The organism is Flagellimonas sp. 389 (assembly GCF_018449435.1).
Taxonomy (GTDB): Bacteria; Bacteroidota; Bacteroidia; order Flavobacteriales; family Flavobacteriaceae; genus Flagellimonas.
The window spans coordinates 141,162-158,525 of record NZ_JAHCMU010000007.1 but is presented as its reverse complement, the minus strand read 5'-3'; the positions used below and the strand labels follow the sequence as shown (position 1 = coordinate 158,525).

18 protein-coding genes are annotated in these 17,364 nt (G+C 39.5%); 5 read left to right on the top strand and 13 right to left on the bottom strand.

Translation table 11 applies throughout. The features are described 5' to 3' along the window. Window positions 1-5 precede the first annotated feature (5 nt). The 3 genes from egtB to KIM67_RS07980 are packed head-to-tail and all read right to left on the bottom strand — an operon-like array spanning window position 6 to window position 3,424. Window positions 6-1,166, bottom strand: coding sequence for an ergothioneine biosynthesis protein EgtB (egtB, locus tag KIM67_RS07990; RefSeq protein WP_213830811.1), 1,161 nt, complete (start codon window positions 1,164-1,166; stop codon window positions 6-8). A gap of 36 nt (window positions 1,167-1,202) precedes the next feature. Further along, window positions 1,203-2,696, bottom strand: a complete 1,494-nt coding sequence (locus KIM67_RS07985; RefSeq protein ID WP_213830810.1) for a HAMP domain-containing sensor histidine kinase — start codon at window positions 2,694-2,696, stop codon at window positions 1,203-1,205. A 14-nt stretch (window positions 2,697-2,710) separates the two neighbouring features. Further along, complete coding sequence (locus KIM67_RS07980) at window positions 2,711-3,424, bottom strand: response regulator transcription factor (RefSeq protein ID WP_213830809.1); 714 nt, start codon at window positions 3,422-3,424, stop codon at window positions 2,711-2,713. 227 nt (window positions 3,425-3,651) lie between these two features. Between KIM67_RS07980 and KIM67_RS07975 the strand changes: the two genes are divergently transcribed. Next, window positions 3,652-5,406, top strand: coding sequence for a hypothetical protein (locus tag KIM67_RS07975; protein ID WP_250149201.1), 1,755 nt, complete (start codon window positions 3,652-3,654; stop codon window positions 5,404-5,406). 103 nt (window positions 5,407-5,509) lie between these two features. Here the strand turns inward: KIM67_RS07975 and KIM67_RS07970 are convergent, their stop codons facing one another. From KIM67_RS07970 to KIM67_RS07955, 4 genes are all read right to left on the bottom strand, one after another. After that, complete coding sequence (locus KIM67_RS07970) at window positions 5,510-5,932, bottom strand: SRPBCC domain-containing protein (protein ID WP_213830808.1); 423 nt, start codon at window positions 5,930-5,932, stop codon at window positions 5,510-5,512. Between the two features lies 1 nt (window position 5,933). Then, window positions 5,934-6,317 (bottom strand): cupin domain-containing protein, encoded by a 384-nt coding sequence (locus KIM67_RS07965; protein WP_250149200.1) that lies wholly within the window; start codon window positions 6,315-6,317, stop codon window positions 5,934-5,936. Between the two features lie 79 nt (window positions 6,318-6,396). Further along, entirely contained in the window at window positions 6,397-6,924 is a 528-nt protein-coding gene (locus KIM67_RS07960; protein ID WP_213830807.1) for a nuclear transport factor 2 family protein, read from the bottom strand. 78 nt (window positions 6,925-7,002) lie between these two features. Continuing rightward, a complete protein-coding gene (locus KIM67_RS07955; RefSeq protein WP_213830806.1) occupies window positions 7,003-7,227 on the bottom strand; it encodes a helix-turn-helix domain-containing protein in 225 nt (74 codons plus the stop codon). Between the two features lie 54 nt (window positions 7,228-7,281). Between KIM67_RS07955 and KIM67_RS07950 the strand changes: the two genes are divergently transcribed. After that, window positions 7,282-7,476, top strand: a complete 195-nt coding sequence (locus KIM67_RS07950; protein WP_213830853.1) for a hypothetical protein — start codon at window positions 7,282-7,284, stop codon at window positions 7,474-7,476. A 176-nt stretch (window positions 7,477-7,652) separates the two neighbouring features. On the opposite strand, the gene KIM67_RS07945 is transcribed toward KIM67_RS07950, so the two are convergent. From KIM67_RS07945 to KIM67_RS07920, 6 genes are all read right to left on the bottom strand, one after another. After that, on the bottom strand, window positions 7,653-8,477 hold the full coding sequence (locus KIM67_RS07945; RefSeq protein WP_213830805.1) for a thymidylate synthase: 825 nt from the start codon (window positions 8,475-8,477) through the stop codon (window positions 7,653-7,655). 42 nt (window positions 8,478-8,519) lie between these two features. Continuing rightward, the gene (locus tag KIM67_RS07940; protein ID WP_213830804.1) at window positions 8,520-8,879 is read right to left on the bottom strand and encodes a four helix bundle protein; all 360 of its coding nucleotides are present in this window, start codon (window positions 8,877-8,879) and stop codon (window positions 8,520-8,522) included. Between the two features lie 115 nt (window positions 8,880-8,994). Continuing rightward, window positions 8,995-10,458 carry a NupC/NupG family nucleoside CNT transporter gene (locus tag KIM67_RS07935; RefSeq protein WP_213830803.1) on the bottom strand — a complete coding sequence of 488 codons (1,464 nt, stop codon included), beginning with the start codon at window positions 10,456-10,458 and terminating at the stop codon, window positions 8,995-8,997. 9 nt (window positions 10,459-10,467) lie between these two features. Continuing rightward, window positions 10,468-11,097, bottom strand: coding sequence for a bifunctional nuclease family protein (locus tag KIM67_RS07930; protein WP_213830802.1), 630 nt, complete (start codon window positions 11,095-11,097; stop codon window positions 10,468-10,470). A gap of 90 nt (window positions 11,098-11,187) precedes the next feature. Continuing rightward, a complete protein-coding gene (locus KIM67_RS07925) occupies window positions 11,188-12,156 on the bottom strand; it encodes an electron transfer flavoprotein subunit alpha/FixB family protein (protein WP_213830801.1) in 969 nt (322 codons plus the stop codon). A 19-nt stretch (window positions 12,157-12,175) separates the two neighbouring features. Further along, window positions 12,176-12,922: an electron transfer flavoprotein subunit beta/FixA family protein gene (locus tag KIM67_RS07920; protein ID WP_213830800.1), complete on the bottom strand. Its 747-nt coding sequence runs from the start codon at window positions 12,920-12,922 to the stop codon at window positions 12,176-12,178. 171 nt (window positions 12,923-13,093) lie between these two features. Between KIM67_RS07920 and KIM67_RS07915 the strand changes: the two genes are divergently transcribed. The 3 genes from KIM67_RS07915 to KIM67_RS07905 all read left to right on the top strand — a co-directional run bounded on the left by KIM67_RS07915 (window position 13,094) and on the right by KIM67_RS07905 (window position 17,324). Continuing rightward, window positions 13,094-14,071 (top strand): pyruvate dehydrogenase complex E1 component subunit beta, encoded by a 978-nt coding sequence (locus tag KIM67_RS07915; protein WP_213830799.1) that lies wholly within the window; start codon window positions 13,094-13,096, stop codon window positions 14,069-14,071. A gap of 156 nt (window positions 14,072-14,227) precedes the next feature. Continuing rightward, complete coding sequence (locus KIM67_RS07910) at window positions 14,228-16,723, top strand: DUF5686 family protein (RefSeq protein WP_213830798.1); 2,496 nt, start codon at window positions 14,228-14,230, stop codon at window positions 16,721-16,723. A 73-nt stretch (window positions 16,724-16,796) separates the two neighbouring features. Next, window positions 16,797-17,324: an inorganic diphosphatase gene (locus KIM67_RS07905; RefSeq protein ID WP_213830797.1), complete on the top strand. Its 528-nt coding sequence runs from the start codon at window positions 16,797-16,799 to the stop codon at window positions 17,322-17,324. The last annotated feature ends 40 nt before the right edge of the window (window positions 17,325-17,364 follow it).

Genomic DNA, 17,364 nt, shown 5'->3' with positions numbered 1-17,364 from the left:
CGTGATTATTTGGCCAACCTTAAACCGGTAAACTGCCATCTTAATTGGGGGTGGAAAAAATTTCTATAAGTGTGTCTTGTATGTTTTTTTGGTGTTGCCACAGAGCTTCCTCTAAGTACTTTCTGGCTTACCATAAATTTCCCATTGTATTCACCGAGCGCACCATCGGCTTTTTCATAATTGGGGTAGGGCAGATAGGCGCTTTCGGTCCATTCCCATCGCTTGCCCCAAGGAAAGAAAGATTGCGCGGCTTCCCACTCAAACTCCGTGGGGATACGGTATCCTTTCCATTGCGCATAGGCAAAAGCTTCAAAATAAGAAATATGCGTCAAAGGAGCTTCATTTTTAATTGTTTGAAGGCCTTGCGCCGTATAATTGTGCCATTCCCCTTCAATATTGTGCCAATACAAAGGTGAAGCAACATTGTTTTGATTCACCCAATCCCATCCCTCGGCATGCCAAATATCAAAACGTTGGTAACCACCAGCTTTTATGAACTCGATATATTCCCCATTGGTGACCAACTTGTTGGAGATTTCAAAAGCAGGAAGATACACTTTGTGCCTGCCCAATTCATTGTCATAACAAAAATCATCGGAATTATGTCCTATCTCATAAAGGCCATCTTCTATCGTAATCCAATCCTGTTGGTGGGTTTCTATGGGGTGGTCGTTAAAGGTGTTGGAATATACGGGCAATAATGGATTGTTGCCCAAAATATACTTGATATCGGTCAACAACAACTCTTGGTGTTGTTTTTCATGGTGAATACCAATTTCCAATAGTGAATTGATCTCATCCGTCCGATTGGTTTCAAAAAACTTTTTGATTCCCGCTGTAACATAATTTCGGTACTCATAGACCTTTTTTACGGATGGTCTGGACAAATTACCTCTATCCGAACGTACCACTCGTTTTCCAACGGTTTCATAGTAACTGTTAAAGACAAAAGAGAAGTCTTCATCGAATAAGGTGTAATTGGTTGCATGTGGTTTCAGGATAAATTCCTCAAAGAACCAGGTAGTGTGGCCTAAATGCCATTTGGGTGGACTTACATCTACCACGGGCTGGACGACATAATCTTCAATTTCCAAAGGTTGACAGATATCCTCAGAGTGCTTTCGGGTCTCCAAAAAGAGATCCAAAAGGGAATCGGTAAGAATCATAGCAGTGTTTTACTCTCTAAAGATAAAAAATATGGATTAGTTGACCGAATAAACCGGAAGGCTAAAACTAAAGGAAGTGCCCTCGTTTGGTTTGCTTAAGACCGTTATACTGCTATCGTGTATCTCCATTATTTTCTTAACGATGGCAAGACCTAAACCAGTTCCCTCTTTTTCTTTACCTGCTTTGGTCTGTCTGTAACGCTCAAAAATTAGAGCTTGATTATCTTTTTGAATTCCGGGGCCTGAATCTTTTATGGTTATTTCAACATGGTCATCGTCCGTTTTAATTTTTACGATAACCTCACCTCCTTCCGGAGTGAACTTTAAAGCATTGTCCATTAAATTTTGAATGGCACGCTCCACTAGGGAAATATCGGCAAATACCAAAGGTACATTGGTATCCATGGATAATTTTAGGTCAATATTTTTCTGTTCTGCCAATATGGAATAGTTTCCATGGATGTCATTGGCAAGCTCACTGATCAAAAAAGGCTCTTTTTCTGGCTGAATTTGGTTGGCTTCCAGTTTGGAATATTCGAACAACTGGGAAATTAGTTTGGAAAGCCGTTCACTACTTCTTGAAATGATTTTTAAGTATTCCCCGCGCTCTTCAGCAGAAAGTTCTGCATCTTTCATATGCAATGTTTCAATATAACCCTGTATTACCGAAAGCGGGGTTCTAAGGTCGTGAGAAATATTGGCTATCAATTCTTGCCGAAGCTGTTCCACGGACTTTATTTTTTCAATATCGGACAAAATAGTATCGGCCATGCTGTTATAGGTGCTGGCGACATTTGCCAAATCTGTTTTCTCTGCGTTTTCTATGCGGTATTGCAGATCACCTTGTTGAAAGCGTTTTGCAGCATATATAATTTTTCGCAAACTGCGGGTAAGGTACCAAATGGCAAGAATTCCCAATAAAGTGGCGAAAACCAAGGTCAGTAGGGAACCGCCCAACCCTAACCGCATGAAGTAGCTATTGAACAGGTCACTGCGCGTAGCTAAAAAATCTTCACCTGCAAGAATAATGTAGACGTAGCCCTCATGCCCGTCTTTGTTGAATTGAGCTGCTGAAAAAATAGTTTGTTTGGATACATCTTTGGGATCATCGCCCAACACATAATTACTTCCTTTTTCATTGATGAATTGCTTTATGGGGGCAAGATTCACTTTCTTTTGTTTGGTCTCTGGTGCATCGTGATCTAGAACAACGGAATAAAGTACGTTTCCATCCTTATCCAACAGATAAACCTCAATGGCACGGTTTACGGCCATCATGTCGTGCATAATATCTCCAAACAAAGCCTTGTTTACCGTTCCAGTAGAATCAAAAGGATGCGTATCCTTAAACTTTTCGTCTATAAGGTCCTGGGCAAGATTGGCATGTAAACGCTGTGTGGTCTCATAAAAGTATTTATTGGAAAGATAGATGGAAGTAATCGTATACCCTATACCGGCCAATAGGAGAATTGCCAAAAAAGAAATGGTGAGCTTTAGTATGAATCTAACCGATAGTATGTTGTTTTTCATATATGATGATTTGGTTATGCCCCTATAAGCTCTTCATTAAATTTATACCCAACGCCCCAAGTGGTCAATATAAATTTTGGATTGCTCATGTCCGGTTCAATTTTGGCGCGGAGTCGGTTAATATGGGAGTTTACAGTGTGTTCGTATCCTTTAAAGTCGTAGCCCCAAATCATGTTCAATAATTTGGTGCGGTCATAGCTTTTTCCCGGGTTGGAGGATAAAAGCACTAAAAGTTCAAATTCTTTGGGAGATAGTTCTATTTTTTTTCCATTTAGGAGCACTTTGCGCATATCAATATTTATGGACAGCGCATCAAATTCCATCAGCTTTGGATTTTCGTCCGAAGTATTTTCCACAATATCCATTTTCTGCCTTCTAAAAATGGCCTTTACCCTTGCTATAAACTCCCTAACACTGAATGGTTTGGTCAAGTAATCATCTGCACCCACTTCCAACCCCAACACCTTATCTATTTCTTCGGAACGGGCGGTAAGCATCAATATTGGTGATTTTATGTTATTGGCCCGTATTTTTTGACAGATTTCAATACCATCCATTTCCGGAAGCATTACATCCAAAATAATAAGGTCGGGATTTTCATTGATTGCCTTTCTAAGTCCTATGTCTCCTCTGGTCGCTGTAAGAATATTACAGCCCAGGTCCTTAAGGTGTATCTCTAAAAGACGAATGATCTCAATATCATCTTCAACAATCAATACTTTTTTCATAATACAACGAATTAAAGGGTAAAATATCACGAAAAGTTCACTGTTCTATATAAACTTTTAACGGGATACTTCTTAAAAAGTCTGTTTTTGCATCAAATCTTTACAAAATAACATTGATTTTGATGTAAATATTTGGCAATCAATGTGTAATGAATTATGATGTTGATGTGATAATTCTGCAACAACTTCACTCTTCTTTTGTTGAACAATTTAAAAACAAAAAGAAAATGAAAAACTTAAAATCTTTATTGATGCTATTGGGTGTCGGTGTTTTATTGGTTTCCTGTAAGGGGGAAACCGACGATGACAACCCAATTGTACTGGATGCGGGAGTCCTTTCAGGAGGCCCCTTTACTTTTACTGTTGATGGAATTCCGGATATGGTAAGTGGAATTACTTTGGATGCCAATGCTATAGTTGGCAGTAACAGGGGTTATGTAATTACGGACGATGCGGGAACAATTTTGGGATTACCACCAACATTGGAAGCGGTTGAAGGCGTAGATTTTGATGAAGCCGGTGCTGGAATATGCCTTATTTGGCATATTGTCTATGAAGATGGTCTTCAAGGATTGGAAGTTGGTTCAAATACCAGTGGTCTATCTGGGCAGTATGACCTATCTAATTCATTGACTGTTACTAGGAACGGTTTGAACGCAGGTGTGCTAACGGGAGGTCCATACGAATTTATTGTGGACGGGGCACCAGACATGGTCAGTGCTATTGCGTTGGATGATGCGTTGCTTACTGGTGATACTCAAACGTATGTAATCACGGATGATGCAAAGAATATTTTGGGAATCCCACCAACGTTAGAAGCTGTTATGGGTGTTGATTTTGATGGTGCTGGTGTAGGTTCTTGCTATATCTTCCATTTGACCTATTCTGGGGAATTGTCCGGACTGGAAGGTGGACAGAACCTGAACGATTTATCAGGCAATTTTGCGCTTTCCAATTTTGTAGTAGTCAATAGAAATGGGTTGAATGCAGGTGTTCTTTCAGGTGGTCCCTATAATTTTGTTGTGGATGGCACACCGGATATGGTCAGTGCAATTGCATTGGACGCTTCAGAACTAACGGGCGATGCGCAAACTTACGTTATTACAGATGATGCCAAGAATATCTTGGGGATTCCTCCAACTTTGGAAGCAGTAAAAGGCGTTGATTTTGATGGTGCCGGTGTGGGCTCTTGCTATATCTTCCATTTGACCTATTCTGGGGAACTATCAGGTTTGGAAGGTGGACAGAACTTGAACGATTTATCAGGCAATTTTGCGCTTTCCAATTTTGTAGTAGTCAATAGAAATGAGTTGAATGCAGGTGTTCTTTCAGGTGGTCCCTATAATTTTGTTGTGGATGGCACACCGGATATGGTCAGTGCAATTGCATTGGACGCTTCGGAACTTACAGGCGATGCGCAAACTTACGTCATTACAGATGATGCCAAGAACATCTTGGGGATTCCTCCGACGTTAGATGCCGTAAAAGGCGTTGATTTTGATGGTGCCGGTGTAGGCTCTTGCTATATTTTCCATTTAACCTACTCTGGAGAATTGTCCGGACTGGAAGGTGGACAGAACCTGAACAATCTATCGGGTAATTTTGCACTGTCCAACTTTGTAACGGTCAATAGAAATCCATTGCATGCTGGGAAGATTTTCGGTGGGCCATACACATTCAATGTCGATGGGATTCCAGATATGGTAAGCGGCATCAGATTGGATGATACCAAACTCAATGGAAGTATTCAACGATGGGTCATTACGGATGATAAAAACAATATTTTAGGCTTGCCACCAACCCTTGAAGCTGTTGAGGGTGTTGATTTTGATGAAGCTGGAGAAGGAATTTGCCTCATCTGGCATATTACTTACGAAGAAGGACTGGTAGGACTTGAAGCTGGTAGTAATCTGTTGTCCGGTTTAGAAGGTAACTATGCCGTCTCCAACTCTATAAGGGTAACAAGAATTAAAGAGCATTAAACAAGTATGAAAAAGAAAATGAGTGGTTTTTTGTTTAATTGTTTCTAAGAGAACACCCAAGTGAAAGCTTGGGTGTTTTTCTTTTTTATTATTAGTCATTTCTTCAATTGTCCACATAGCCTTGATTCCAAGTTCTTTTAGGGTCATGATTTCTTAAATCACAATTAAAGTCGGCAACAGCTTTTAAGTTCATAAGAACCGAAACCCATCCGGCATGCACTTCGTTGTAATCGTTTTCAGGTACTGCTTCATTGATCAATGACAAATCAGAGCCTCTATTTTCAATAGGTTCAATGTTAAACTTTACAAGCGAATCAAAGTAGTCGATGTGAAATTCCTCATTAGGATTGATTTTTAAAATCTCACTATCATAAGTTTCTCCATTAGGGAAAACAAAATGTATAATGCCATTATTTTCTTCTGCACTTTCGGCCCAAAAACTTTTTCTGCCTTCGGGAGTGGTCAGTAAATCAAAAATCCTTTTGGGGTTGGCAATTAGATGTATTTTCCAGGAAATAGTTTTCATTTTAATATTCTTGTGCAAAAGGTTCTTCGTGTCTATCGCCTCGGGTGGTTGGCTCGGAAATGACCAGAAATTCCAGATTTTCTGGTTGGTCATTTTTAATACAATGCTTTGTTTTTGGTGGAATGTGTATACCGTTTCCTGCTTCAACTTCAATGATGCTATCTTCAATTTCAAAAGTGGCCGTTCCCTTTAAGATTCTAAAGAATTGTTGCGAAAACTCGTGATAGTGTTTTTGTTCCGATGTGCCCGGAGGCATCAATTCCTCTATAACACTCAAACTTTGGGATTTTACCAAATACCATCCGCTGCAGCCATCTCCCCAAGTATAATGTTCGCTATTTTCTTTGGTCTTCTTGATTTTGCAATTGATTTTGTAGTATGGCAATTAGTTCATCACTGGTATTCTACTATGTGAAATTGGTGTTTTCTTTCTCAAGCTACCTCACAAATAGTATTGAATCGATTTATTTGGATGTTTCGTTAACATTTTTAAACCCATAAATGGTAGTTTGCATCCCTGCGATTTTCCATTCGCCGTTCACTTTTTCCATGAGTCGGGTCTCACGTTTGCGCCCACGTAACGAATCTTGCTGCTCGTAGGTGACCCACGCACCGTTTCCGTATAGCCGCACGTCAATACTATCCAATAATTTTGGAACGGGTTCTGGTTCTGGATTTTCCTTAAAAAAAGTTTTTACAAATCCGCTGATTTCCTCCCAACCCACGGATTCGGAAAGTGTATTTTCCGGAAAGTCAAGGTATATCTTAGTGATATCAGGGTCATGAACCCATTTTTCTTGCCAAGCGTCGTAATCTCTTTGAAAGGCAGCTTTGGTCTCGTTGTTCAGTGTTTTCAAAATGGCCTCTTTCTCTTGGGCAATGATAGTTACTTCATCTGCTAGTTCAGTGGAATTTTTTGTTTCTTCTTTTTTACAGCTTATAGCTACAAATAAAATGATAAGGTAGTATAGGAGTGGTTTTAGACTAGCCATTATATGAGTTTTTAAAGCGTTTGCTTTGGAACTTTATAAAGTTACAATGCATTTAAATAATTCAACAAGCAATCTATCTCAGAAGTCAAACAAATCTTTAAGCTCTATGTCTAGGGCTGTAGCAATAGCTTTTAAAGTACTAATAGTGGTATTAATGGAGCCTTTTTCAATGGAATTTATCTGACTCCGTGATACATTGGATTCATAAGATAGCTCATACGTCGAGATGTTTTTTTGGGTTCTGATATCCTTAATTCTTTTACCAAGGCTTTTCAGATAGTTATCATCTCTAATTTTTGTCATGGGGCCAAAATGACATTTTTTGTTTACATTTATAGACCTATATATAGTACTATAATGCTAAAAGAAAAACAGATAAGGCAATTGGAGAGTTTAATCAAAGAAAGCTATGGTACAGCTTCACAATTTTCAGATGTACTGGATTTAGGAATTGAAATGCTTTTCTATTTAGAGGAAGATGCTTTTGAAAAGAAAGATGTCCAAAATGTGGTGGCAGCGATGAGAGGGGTGGTTGGTGTTTTGAGAGATTGACTACTTGTATTTATTTTTACATGTAATATTTTTTGAGATTTTGATGATAGCTGCTTTCGAAAATATTTTATACTTAGTTAGATTGTACCTCATTCAAGTATTTGTTTACCAATTTATGTGAGATATAAAAATGGTTCAAATATTCAGAGAATCAGAAATAGCAACTTTCACTTTTATTACACGGCTACAACCCCTTTAATATGTGGATGAGGGTTGTAGTCCATCAACTCAAAATCATCAAAAGTAAAGCCAAAAATATCCTTTACTGCAGGGTTCAGTTTCATCTTGGGCAAAGGCCTTGGCTCACGGCTCAATTGCAGTTTCACCTGCTCCATATGGTTGTTATAGATATGGGCATCACCAAAGGTGTGGATAAAATCACCGGGGTGGTAGCCACAAACCTGCGCCATCATCATCGTAAATAAGGCATAAGAAGCAATATTAAAGGGTACGCCCAAAAAGATATCCGCACTACGTTGGTACAATTGGCAGGACAGTTTGCCATCCGCCACATAAAACTGAAAAAAGGCATGGCATGGGGGTAAGGCCGCTTTGCCCTGTGCCACATTTTCGGAGAAGGAAACGGAAGTATCGGGCAATACGCTCGGATTCCATGCTGAGACCAACATCCTACGGCTATTGGGGTTGCTCTTTAAGGTAGCCACGATTTCCTTGATCTGGTCGATTTCCTCTCCGTTCCAATTGCGCCACTGGTGTCCGTAAACGGGTCCCAAATCACCATTTTCATCGGCCCACTCGTTCCAGATACGAACTCCATTTTCTTGAAGGTATTTTACATTGGTATCCCCTTTTAAAAACCATAACAGCTCGTGCACAATAGATTTTAAATGTAGTTTCTTGGTCGTCACCATAGGGAATCCCTCCGAAAGGTCGAAACGCATTTGATAGCCAAAAACGCTGATAGTTCCTGTTCCCGTTCGGTCACCTTTTTGGTTCCCGTGTTCCAAAACGTGGTGTAGTAAGTCGTGGTATTGTTTCATAATGGGGTTAAAGGTAAAAGGTGAAGTGGAAAGGTCAAAGCGTTATTTAGATGTGTTATTATATTTTATTAACGATGTGATTCTACGTTGCAAAAGTTGGATGCTGTTGATGATGGATTTTGTCTGTTCTGGTGCTATAAATCGTAAGTCTTCACAAAGGATCAAATGGGTTTCCAATTCATAGGATGCCCCCAGGCTTATTTGAAGAAATCTGGCAAAGTTTTTATTGGAGTTTTTTCCACAACCTTCGGCAATGTTGGCTGGAATGGAAACTGCACATCGGTTTATTTGTGAAGAAAGGCCATATTTTTCGATTTCTGGAAGTGTTGCGGTCAAACTGTAGATTTTTTTGACCAATACCCTTGCTTCTTTCCAAACCTCTAGCTCTCTAAAATTTCTCATCACGATTATCGTTTTAAAAATTAGAGGTTGATATTTATTTTACCCAAAAAGCTTTCACCTAAAGCATTTGATCTATGTACCCTTCACCCTTGACCCAGCAAAACCCTTTGCCCAATTATCCAAGAATCATCCCTGCAATAGTAGCAGATAAAAGTGAAGCTAACGAACCGCCTAGAACAGCTTTCATCCCAAACTCCGACAATGTTTTTCGTTGACCAGGTGCAAGTGACCCGATTCCACCGATTTGGATGCCTATAGAAGCAAAATTGGCAAAACCGCACAGCATATACGTCGCCATAATGACCGACTTGTTATAGGTAAAATGTAGATCGTTGGTCATGGTCTTTAATTCCGCTAACTGAATGTATCCCACAAATTCACTGGCGGCAAGTTTAATGCCCAAGAGCTGGCCCATAAGCATGATATCTTCATTTGCGACACCAATTAGCCACATGAGCGGGGCGAAAACAGTTCCTAAAATGGCTTCAAGAGAAAAAGTATCATAAGGGGAATTAGCCGCAATCCAAGTGTTCAAGGTTGTAAAATCGCCGACCCAACCCAAGATGCCATTGATCATGGCGATAAACGCTATAAAGACCAATAACATAGCACCTACGTTAACGGCAAGTTTTAGCCCTTCGGTAGTTCCATTGGCGATAGCATCCAGAATATTGGAACCTATTTTTTCTGCAGAAACTTTTACATCGGTATTAACCTTCTCGGTCTGTGGGTATAGAATTTTAGATATGACAATAGCACCAGGAGCTGCCATTACCGAAGCTGCCAATAAATGTTTGGCAAAAACCAATCGTAGAACAGGGTCGTCACCCCCTAAAAATCCAATGTAGGCAGCTAGAACTGCACCGGCCACTGTTGCCATACCGCCTATCATGACCAAGAGGATTTCGGACTTGTTCATTTTTTCCAAATAGGCTTTTATGAGTAGCGGTGCTTCAGTTTGACCTAAAAAAATGTTTCCGGCAACGGAAAGACTTTCTGCGCCCGAGATGCCGAGAGCCTTAGAAAGTAACCAAGCCAAAGCTCTGACCAATTTTTGGATGATTCCCAAATAAAATAAAACCGAGGTTAAAGCAGAAAAGAAAATAATGGTTGGCAATACCTGAAAGGCAAAAATGAAACCAAACGTATCCATATCAACAACTAGCCCTTCAAAAAGAAACTGACTTCCAGAACGGGTGAAATCCAGAATACTGACGAAAATCTGACCAATTTTTTCAAATCCATATTGAACCAACGGAACTTTAAGTACGCCAAAAGCAATCAGTAGTTGCAGTGAAAGCCCAATACCAACCGTTTTCCAGTTGATTGCCTTTCGGTTGGAACTGAAAAGAAACGAAATCAAAATCAAAACAACCATACCCAAAAGTCCCCGTAGCAAAGTATTTACGGTAAAACCTTGGTTAGGTATTAATTGTGTAGGTTCTTCTGATAAAATGTCATTTATGATAGTCGTGTCTGGAGTCAAGTTCAACGAGTCGCCAGAAATCGTATTTTGTGCGAAAGAGGTGGCACAGACCAATAATAAAAGTAGTAAAAAACCTTTGGTTTCATTCCCCATGTAAATGGTCTATTTGCGCTTGGAAATTTCGTCTCTTACTTTTGCAGCCTTTTCGTAGTCTTCGTTGGCAACTGCTTTGTCCAGTTCTTTGTGAAGCTCTTCCAATGTAAGCTCTCGATATCCTTGTGATGATGCCCCGGATTCAATTTCCACGGTTTCCCCTTCCTGAAGTATTTCATCCACTACGATGCTGTCATCATCATTTTCTTCGTTTTCTTTTGAGGAGAATTTTAAGAAGATACCTGCTTTGTCCAAGATGGTTTTGTAGGTGAAGATGGGGGCATCGAATCGTAAGGCCAATGCAATTGCATCGCTTGTACGGGCATCTACGATTTCCTCTACCTTATCTCTCTCACAAATAATACTTGAATAAAATACGCCATCCACAAGTTTATGGATGATGACCTGTTTTACCACAATGGCAAAGCGATCTGCAAAATTCTTAAAAAGATCGTGCGTAAGAGGTCTTGGAGGTTTTATTTCTTTTTCCAAGGCAATTGCTATGGATTGTGCTTCAAAAGCACCGATAACGATTGGGAGTTTTCTATCTCCATCAACTTCATTCAAAATAAGGGCATATGCACCATTTTGTGTCTGGCTATAAGATATCCCCTTTATTTTTAATCGTACTAAGCTCATATCATCTTCCTAAAACCAAATAAGGCTGTTCAAATAAGTGGCAACACCAGTTATCTGAACAGCCCCTTGCAATGGGCAAATTAACAAAAATTAAGCGTTCTGGGCTTTAAATTCCTTTAATTTTTCGATGAGTTTCGGAACTACCTCGAAGGCATCACCAACTATTCCATAATCCGCAGCCTTAAAGAAGGGCGCTTCGGGGTCATTGTTGATGACCACTTTGGTTTTGGATGCACTTACTCCCGCTAAATGCTGAATGGCTCCAGAAATACCTATGGCGATATAAAGATTACTGGCGACCGGTTTGCCTGTTTGACCAACATGTTCGCCATGTGAGCGCCATCCCAGGTCGGAAACAGGTTTGGAACATGCCGTAGCTGCACCCAATACATCTGCCAATTCTTCTATCATTCCCCAGTTTTCTGGACCTTTTAGGCCTCGTCCACCAGAAACAACGACATCGGCATCGGCAATGGTAGCCTTTCCAACAACTTTATCCACTTCAACCGATTTGGTGGCGAAATCCGAGTCGCTCAATGAAGGACTGAAATCCTCAACTGAAGCTGAAACGGTATTTTCATGAGCACCGTAAGCGTTATTGGAAACACCGATTATTTTAATTTCGGAGCTAATTGCAGTATGAGCAAAACCTTTATTGCTGAATGCTGTTCTCTTGACCACAAAGGGTGAAGTGCTCTCTGGTGCAGCAACAACATTGGGCACATAACCTGCGTTCAATTTAGCTGTTAGAATGGGGGCCAAAAATTTGGTGTCCGCACTGGAACTTATAATGATGACCTTAGCACTTTCTGCTTCGGCAACTTGGGCTATTGCGTTTGCATAAGCCTTTGCGTTAAAAGTACCCAATTGTTCATTGGTCACCTTTACAACTTTGGAAACACCGTAAGTTCCCAATGAATCCTCATTGTCGGAATTTATGGAAATAGCGGTAACCGTTTCGCCCAGTTCCTGTGCAACCTTATAGGCGTAAGAAGCCACTTCGAAAGCATTCTTTTTAAATTTCCCCTTATCTGATTCGGTATAAACTAATACTGACATATTTTTTTGATTCTGATTCTTAAATGACTTTAGCTTCGTTATGTAATAGATTGACCAATTCGTCAATATTCTCAGCATCAACAAGCTTTACAGGGCCTTTGGCAGCCGGTTTTTCAAATTTTTGGTCTTCCGTCGGTTTTGGGGCTTCAACGGGTTCTACCACGTTCAACGCCTTCTTTCTTGCCATCATTATGCCACGCATGTTTGGAATACGTAAATCACTTTCTTCTACCAATCCTTTTTGACCTCCTATAACAAGAGGAAGGGTGGTGCTTATTTTTTCCTTCCCACCATCAATTTCCCGCATTGCGATTGCATTGGTACCATCAATTTCTAGACTGATACAGGTATTTACAAAATTCATATCAAGTAGTGTAGCCAAAATACCTGGAACCATACCGCCGTTGTAATCAATTGATTCCCTGCCTGCTATTACAAGGTCATATCCTCCATTTTTAACAACTTCGGCCAATTGTCTTGCGACAAAAAAACCATCTGTTGGTTCGGCATTTATTCGTATAGCCTCATCGGCACCTATGGCGAGTGCTTTGCGTATGGTGGGCTCTGTTTGTGCACCACCTACGGTTACCACATGTACTGTTGCTGCTTGCTTTTCCTTGAACCACATGGCACGGGTCAATCCAAACTCATCATTTGGGTTGATTACAAATTGAACTCCGTTGGTATCAAACTTGGTGTCCCCTTCAGTAAAATTGATTTTTGAAGTGGTATCCGGTACGTTGCTAATGCAAACTAAAATCTTCATATACTCTTTAGGTTTAACATTTCAAAGATAGCTATAAAAATACAAAATTTATTATGCATGCATAATAAATTTTGTTCTTTTTTTTAGTTTTTGACGCTCCGTTATTCCTGTATATTTTCCTATTTTTGCTTGCATTTTTAATGCACCAACTAAGTTTAATTAGTACTATTGATGAAAACACTACAGTTTAGACAAGCTATCCAAGAGGCAATGTCCGAGGAGATGCGAAAAGATGATACCATATATTTAATGGGTGAGGAGGTTGCTGAATATAACGGAGCCTACAAGGCTTCTAAAGGTATGTTGGATGAGTTTGGTCCAGAACGTGTTATAGATACGCCTATTTCCGAATTAGGCTTTTCGGGTATTGGTGTTGGTTCTGCGATGATAGGTAACCGCCCGATCATTGAATTTATGACCTTCAACTTTTCTTTAGTGGGGATTGATCAAATTATCAATAATGCAGCTAAAATCAGACAAATGTCGGCGGGTCAGTTTCCCTGTCCAATAGTTTTTAGGGGCCCAACAGCTTCTGCGGGTCAACTGGCAGCTACGCATTCACAAGCTTTTGAAAGTTGGTTTGCAAACTGTCCTGGATTAAAAGTTGTAGTGCCATCCAATCCAGCAGATGCGAAAGGATTATTGAAATCGGCCATACGCGACGATGATCCGGTTATTTTTATGGAGTCCGAGCAGATGTATGGTGATAAAGGAGAGGTGCCAGAAGGAGAATTTACCATTCCGTTAGGTGTTGCCGATATTAAAAGAGAAGGAACAGATGTAACCATAGTGTCTTTTGGTAAAATCATAAAGGAAGCTTATATAGCTGCCGATGAATTGGAAAAAGATGGCATAAGCTGTGAAATAATCGATTTGCGTACAGTACGCCCAATGGATTACGAAGCTATTTTGAAATCAGTTAAAAAAACAAATAGACTGGTAATTCTTGAAGAAGCATGGCCTTTTGGTAACGTGGCAACAGAGATTATCTATCACGTTCAGGACAAAGCTTTTGATTATTTGGATGCGCCTGTGGTAAAATTAAATACGGCAGACACACCAGCCCCGTATTCACCTGTTTTATTGGCAGAATGGTTGCCAAATCATAATGATGTGATCAAAGCGGTCAAGAAAGTACTATATAAATAACTTACTTATATTTGTAAGACACATTAGCCTCTTCAACTTAAGTTGACGAGGCTTTTTTTAAGGAACGGTATTTGATAAAAAAACTACTTTAAAACCAAATCGATGTATTTTTAAAATCCTTTACTAGGGTTTTTTGTATGCTCCAGATACCAAAAGATGAATAGATTCCTCCAAATTTTTCTTCTTCTAACCTTTTGTTCAGCTTTCTCCCAAACCAAAGTTGGTGGTATAGTACAAGACGAATCCGGCGAACCGATAGCTTTCGCCAATATTATCTTTAAAAATTCTTCAGAAGGAACCATTACGAATGACAATGGTCGTTTTTATCTTGAATCAGATGAAACGTACGATACACTTTTGGTGTCTTTCATTGGATATGAAAATGAAGAGATTGCCTTACAGCAAAAGGTAAGCTACAATATGGAAATTACGTTGCGGGAATCTACCGAGCAACTGGCAGAAGTTGTAGTATATACCGGAAAACAGTCCAAAAAGAACAATCCTGCCATTGATATTTTAAAGAAAATTTGGGCGAAGAAGCGACAGAATGGGGTGCGTCAATTCAAACAATATCAATATGATAAATATGAAAAGCTGGAATTTGATTTAAATACAATTGATAGTGCGTTGATAAAGAGCAAATTGTTCAAAGGATTGGAATTTGTGTTTCAGGATTTGGACACCTCTAGAATAACAGGTAAGACCTACTTGCCTATTTTTTTGAACGAGAGTTTCTCCAGAATTTATGGCGATAATATCATAAAAGAAGAAAAAGAGGATGTTCTGGGTAATAACAATGCTGGATTTAGTGGGAATCAATCAGTTGCCGCCTTTGTTGAGGATCTTTACTCCGATTATGATATCTATGATAACTACCTAAAGTTCTTTGATAAGAGCTTCACCAGTCCACTTTCAAAAACAGGAGTGGACACGTATAACTATGTACTTTCCGATAGTACTTTTATTGACAACAAATGGTGCTATAACATTATTTATTACCCAAGGCGAAAAAACGAATTGACATTTAAAGGAGATTTTTGGGTGAGCGATACTACCTATGCCATTAAAAAAATTAATCTTCAGGTAACTAAAAGTGCTAATATAAATTGGGTAAAGGAAATTTACATAGAACAAGATTTTGACGTTGTAAACGATTCGGTTTTTTTGATTAAGAGGGATTATATGTTAAGTGACTTTAGCTTCTCTAAAAAAGAAGCTTCCCGGGGCGTTTATGGCAAACGAACTACGGTTTACGATAACTATGAATTCGATACCAAGCGTCCGGAAGAATTCTACAAAGCAAAATCCGACCCGTATGATCCCAGGGTTTTTACAAGGGATAGTACTTTTTGGAAAAATGCCCGTTTGGAACGATTGAATGAAGATGAATCCGGAATATTCACGATGCTCGATACGCTAAAAACCGTTCCTAAATTTAGAACGTACTATGATATTGTAAGCATCTTGGGCTCGGGTTATATTGAAATAGACAAATGGAACATTGATATTGGCAATATCTACAGCGTCTTTGGGTTTAATGATGCAGAAGGTATACGGACCAGGCTTGGGGCAAGAACCTATTTTGGACAGAACGATACGTGGCGGCTTGAAGGCTATATGGCCTACGGATTCAAAGATAAGAAAGCAAAACATGGATTATCTGCCAAGTTTCTCCTAGATAGAAAAACAAGATTGATTCTGTCCGGTGGTAACCGAAGAGATATAGAACAGCTGGGGATAAGCTTGACCAGTACCAACGATGTTTTGGGTAGGAGCATTGCTTCGTCCGCATTGGTTACTGTAGGTGCCAATGACCGCCTTACCAATATTAATCTTTCCACCTTAAATTTTGAAATGGAACCTGCCACAAATTTCAGGGTTAGGGTTGGAGGTTCGTTTAGAACATTGAGTTCCGCATTGCCGGAAGCTTTTGTCCTGGACTACGTGGACCCAGATGCACCAGATGGAATTTCTTCCGAAGTAAAGCAATTTGATATTAATACAACATTGATCTATACACCCGGTAGAAGGACAATTGGGTATGGAGTAGAACGGAATGAAATCAATGATGATTACAGTACGTTACTTCTTAATTATACCAAAGGTATAGATGGATTTTTGGAAAGTGATTTTGACTATGAGCGAATTCAGTTTTCCTACAGACAGCCTTGGCAAATAGGTGGTTTTGGTAGGCTCACAAGTAGCATAGAGTTGGGAAAAACTTTTGGGGAGATTCCTTTGGGGCTGTTGAGTGTTGTGCCTGGGAACCAAACACTTTTCTCATTGTACAACACATTTCCAAACCTGGATTTTTATGAATTTGTTACGGATACCTATGCAACGGTACATTTGGAGCACAACTTCAATGGCCGTCTATTTTCAAGAATACCTTTTTTACGGAAGTTGAATTTAAGGGAGATTGTTGGTTTGCGGGGCGCTTGGGGCCAATTATCGGACGAAAATATAGCATTAAACTCACCTACGAATATAACATTGATTGCTCCTGATGATCAGATTTACTGGGAATATTCCTTTGGTATAGGTAACATCTTCAAGATTTTTAGGATTGATTTCAACTTTAGGGGAAATTATCTTGATAATCCAAACGCTCGTCCCTTTGGTGTTACCGGTAGCTTTGGATTTAATTTTTAATTAATACTAAGGAAGCAATTTCTTTATCCTATTCTTCGTATACTCGTTACTTTTGCAAAATAAAAATTTTGAAATGTCTAAAAAAGAAGAAGTTACTTTTGATGTCCTTATAGAAATCCCAAAAGGAAGTAGGAATAAGTATGAATACGATTTTACCCTGAATAAAATTAGATTTGACAGAACACTTTTTTCCTCGATGATGTATCCTGGGGATTATGGCTTTATCCCAGAGACCTTGGCATTGGACAAAGATCCACTGGATGTTTTGGTCTTGGGTACAGAACCAACTTATCCTATGGTTGTCATGGAAGTAAAGCCTGTTGGGGTATTCCATATGACCGATGAGAAAGGGCCCGACGAGAAAATTATCTGCGTTCCTATTTCCGACCCTATTTGGAGCAAGAGAAATGATATCAGTGATATAAATCCACATAGGTTAAAAGAAATTGAGCACTTTTTTCAAGTATATAAGGATTTAGAAGAAAAGAAAGTGGATACCGGTGGATGGGGAGATGTAAATGAAGCCGTAGAAATTTACCACCAATGTGTTAAAAGGTACGAAGAAAGCGAACATAAAAAGAAGCGGACCTTTACAATATAGTTACTGTTCGTGTTAGAAAAATGCGCTTTTGATATCCAAA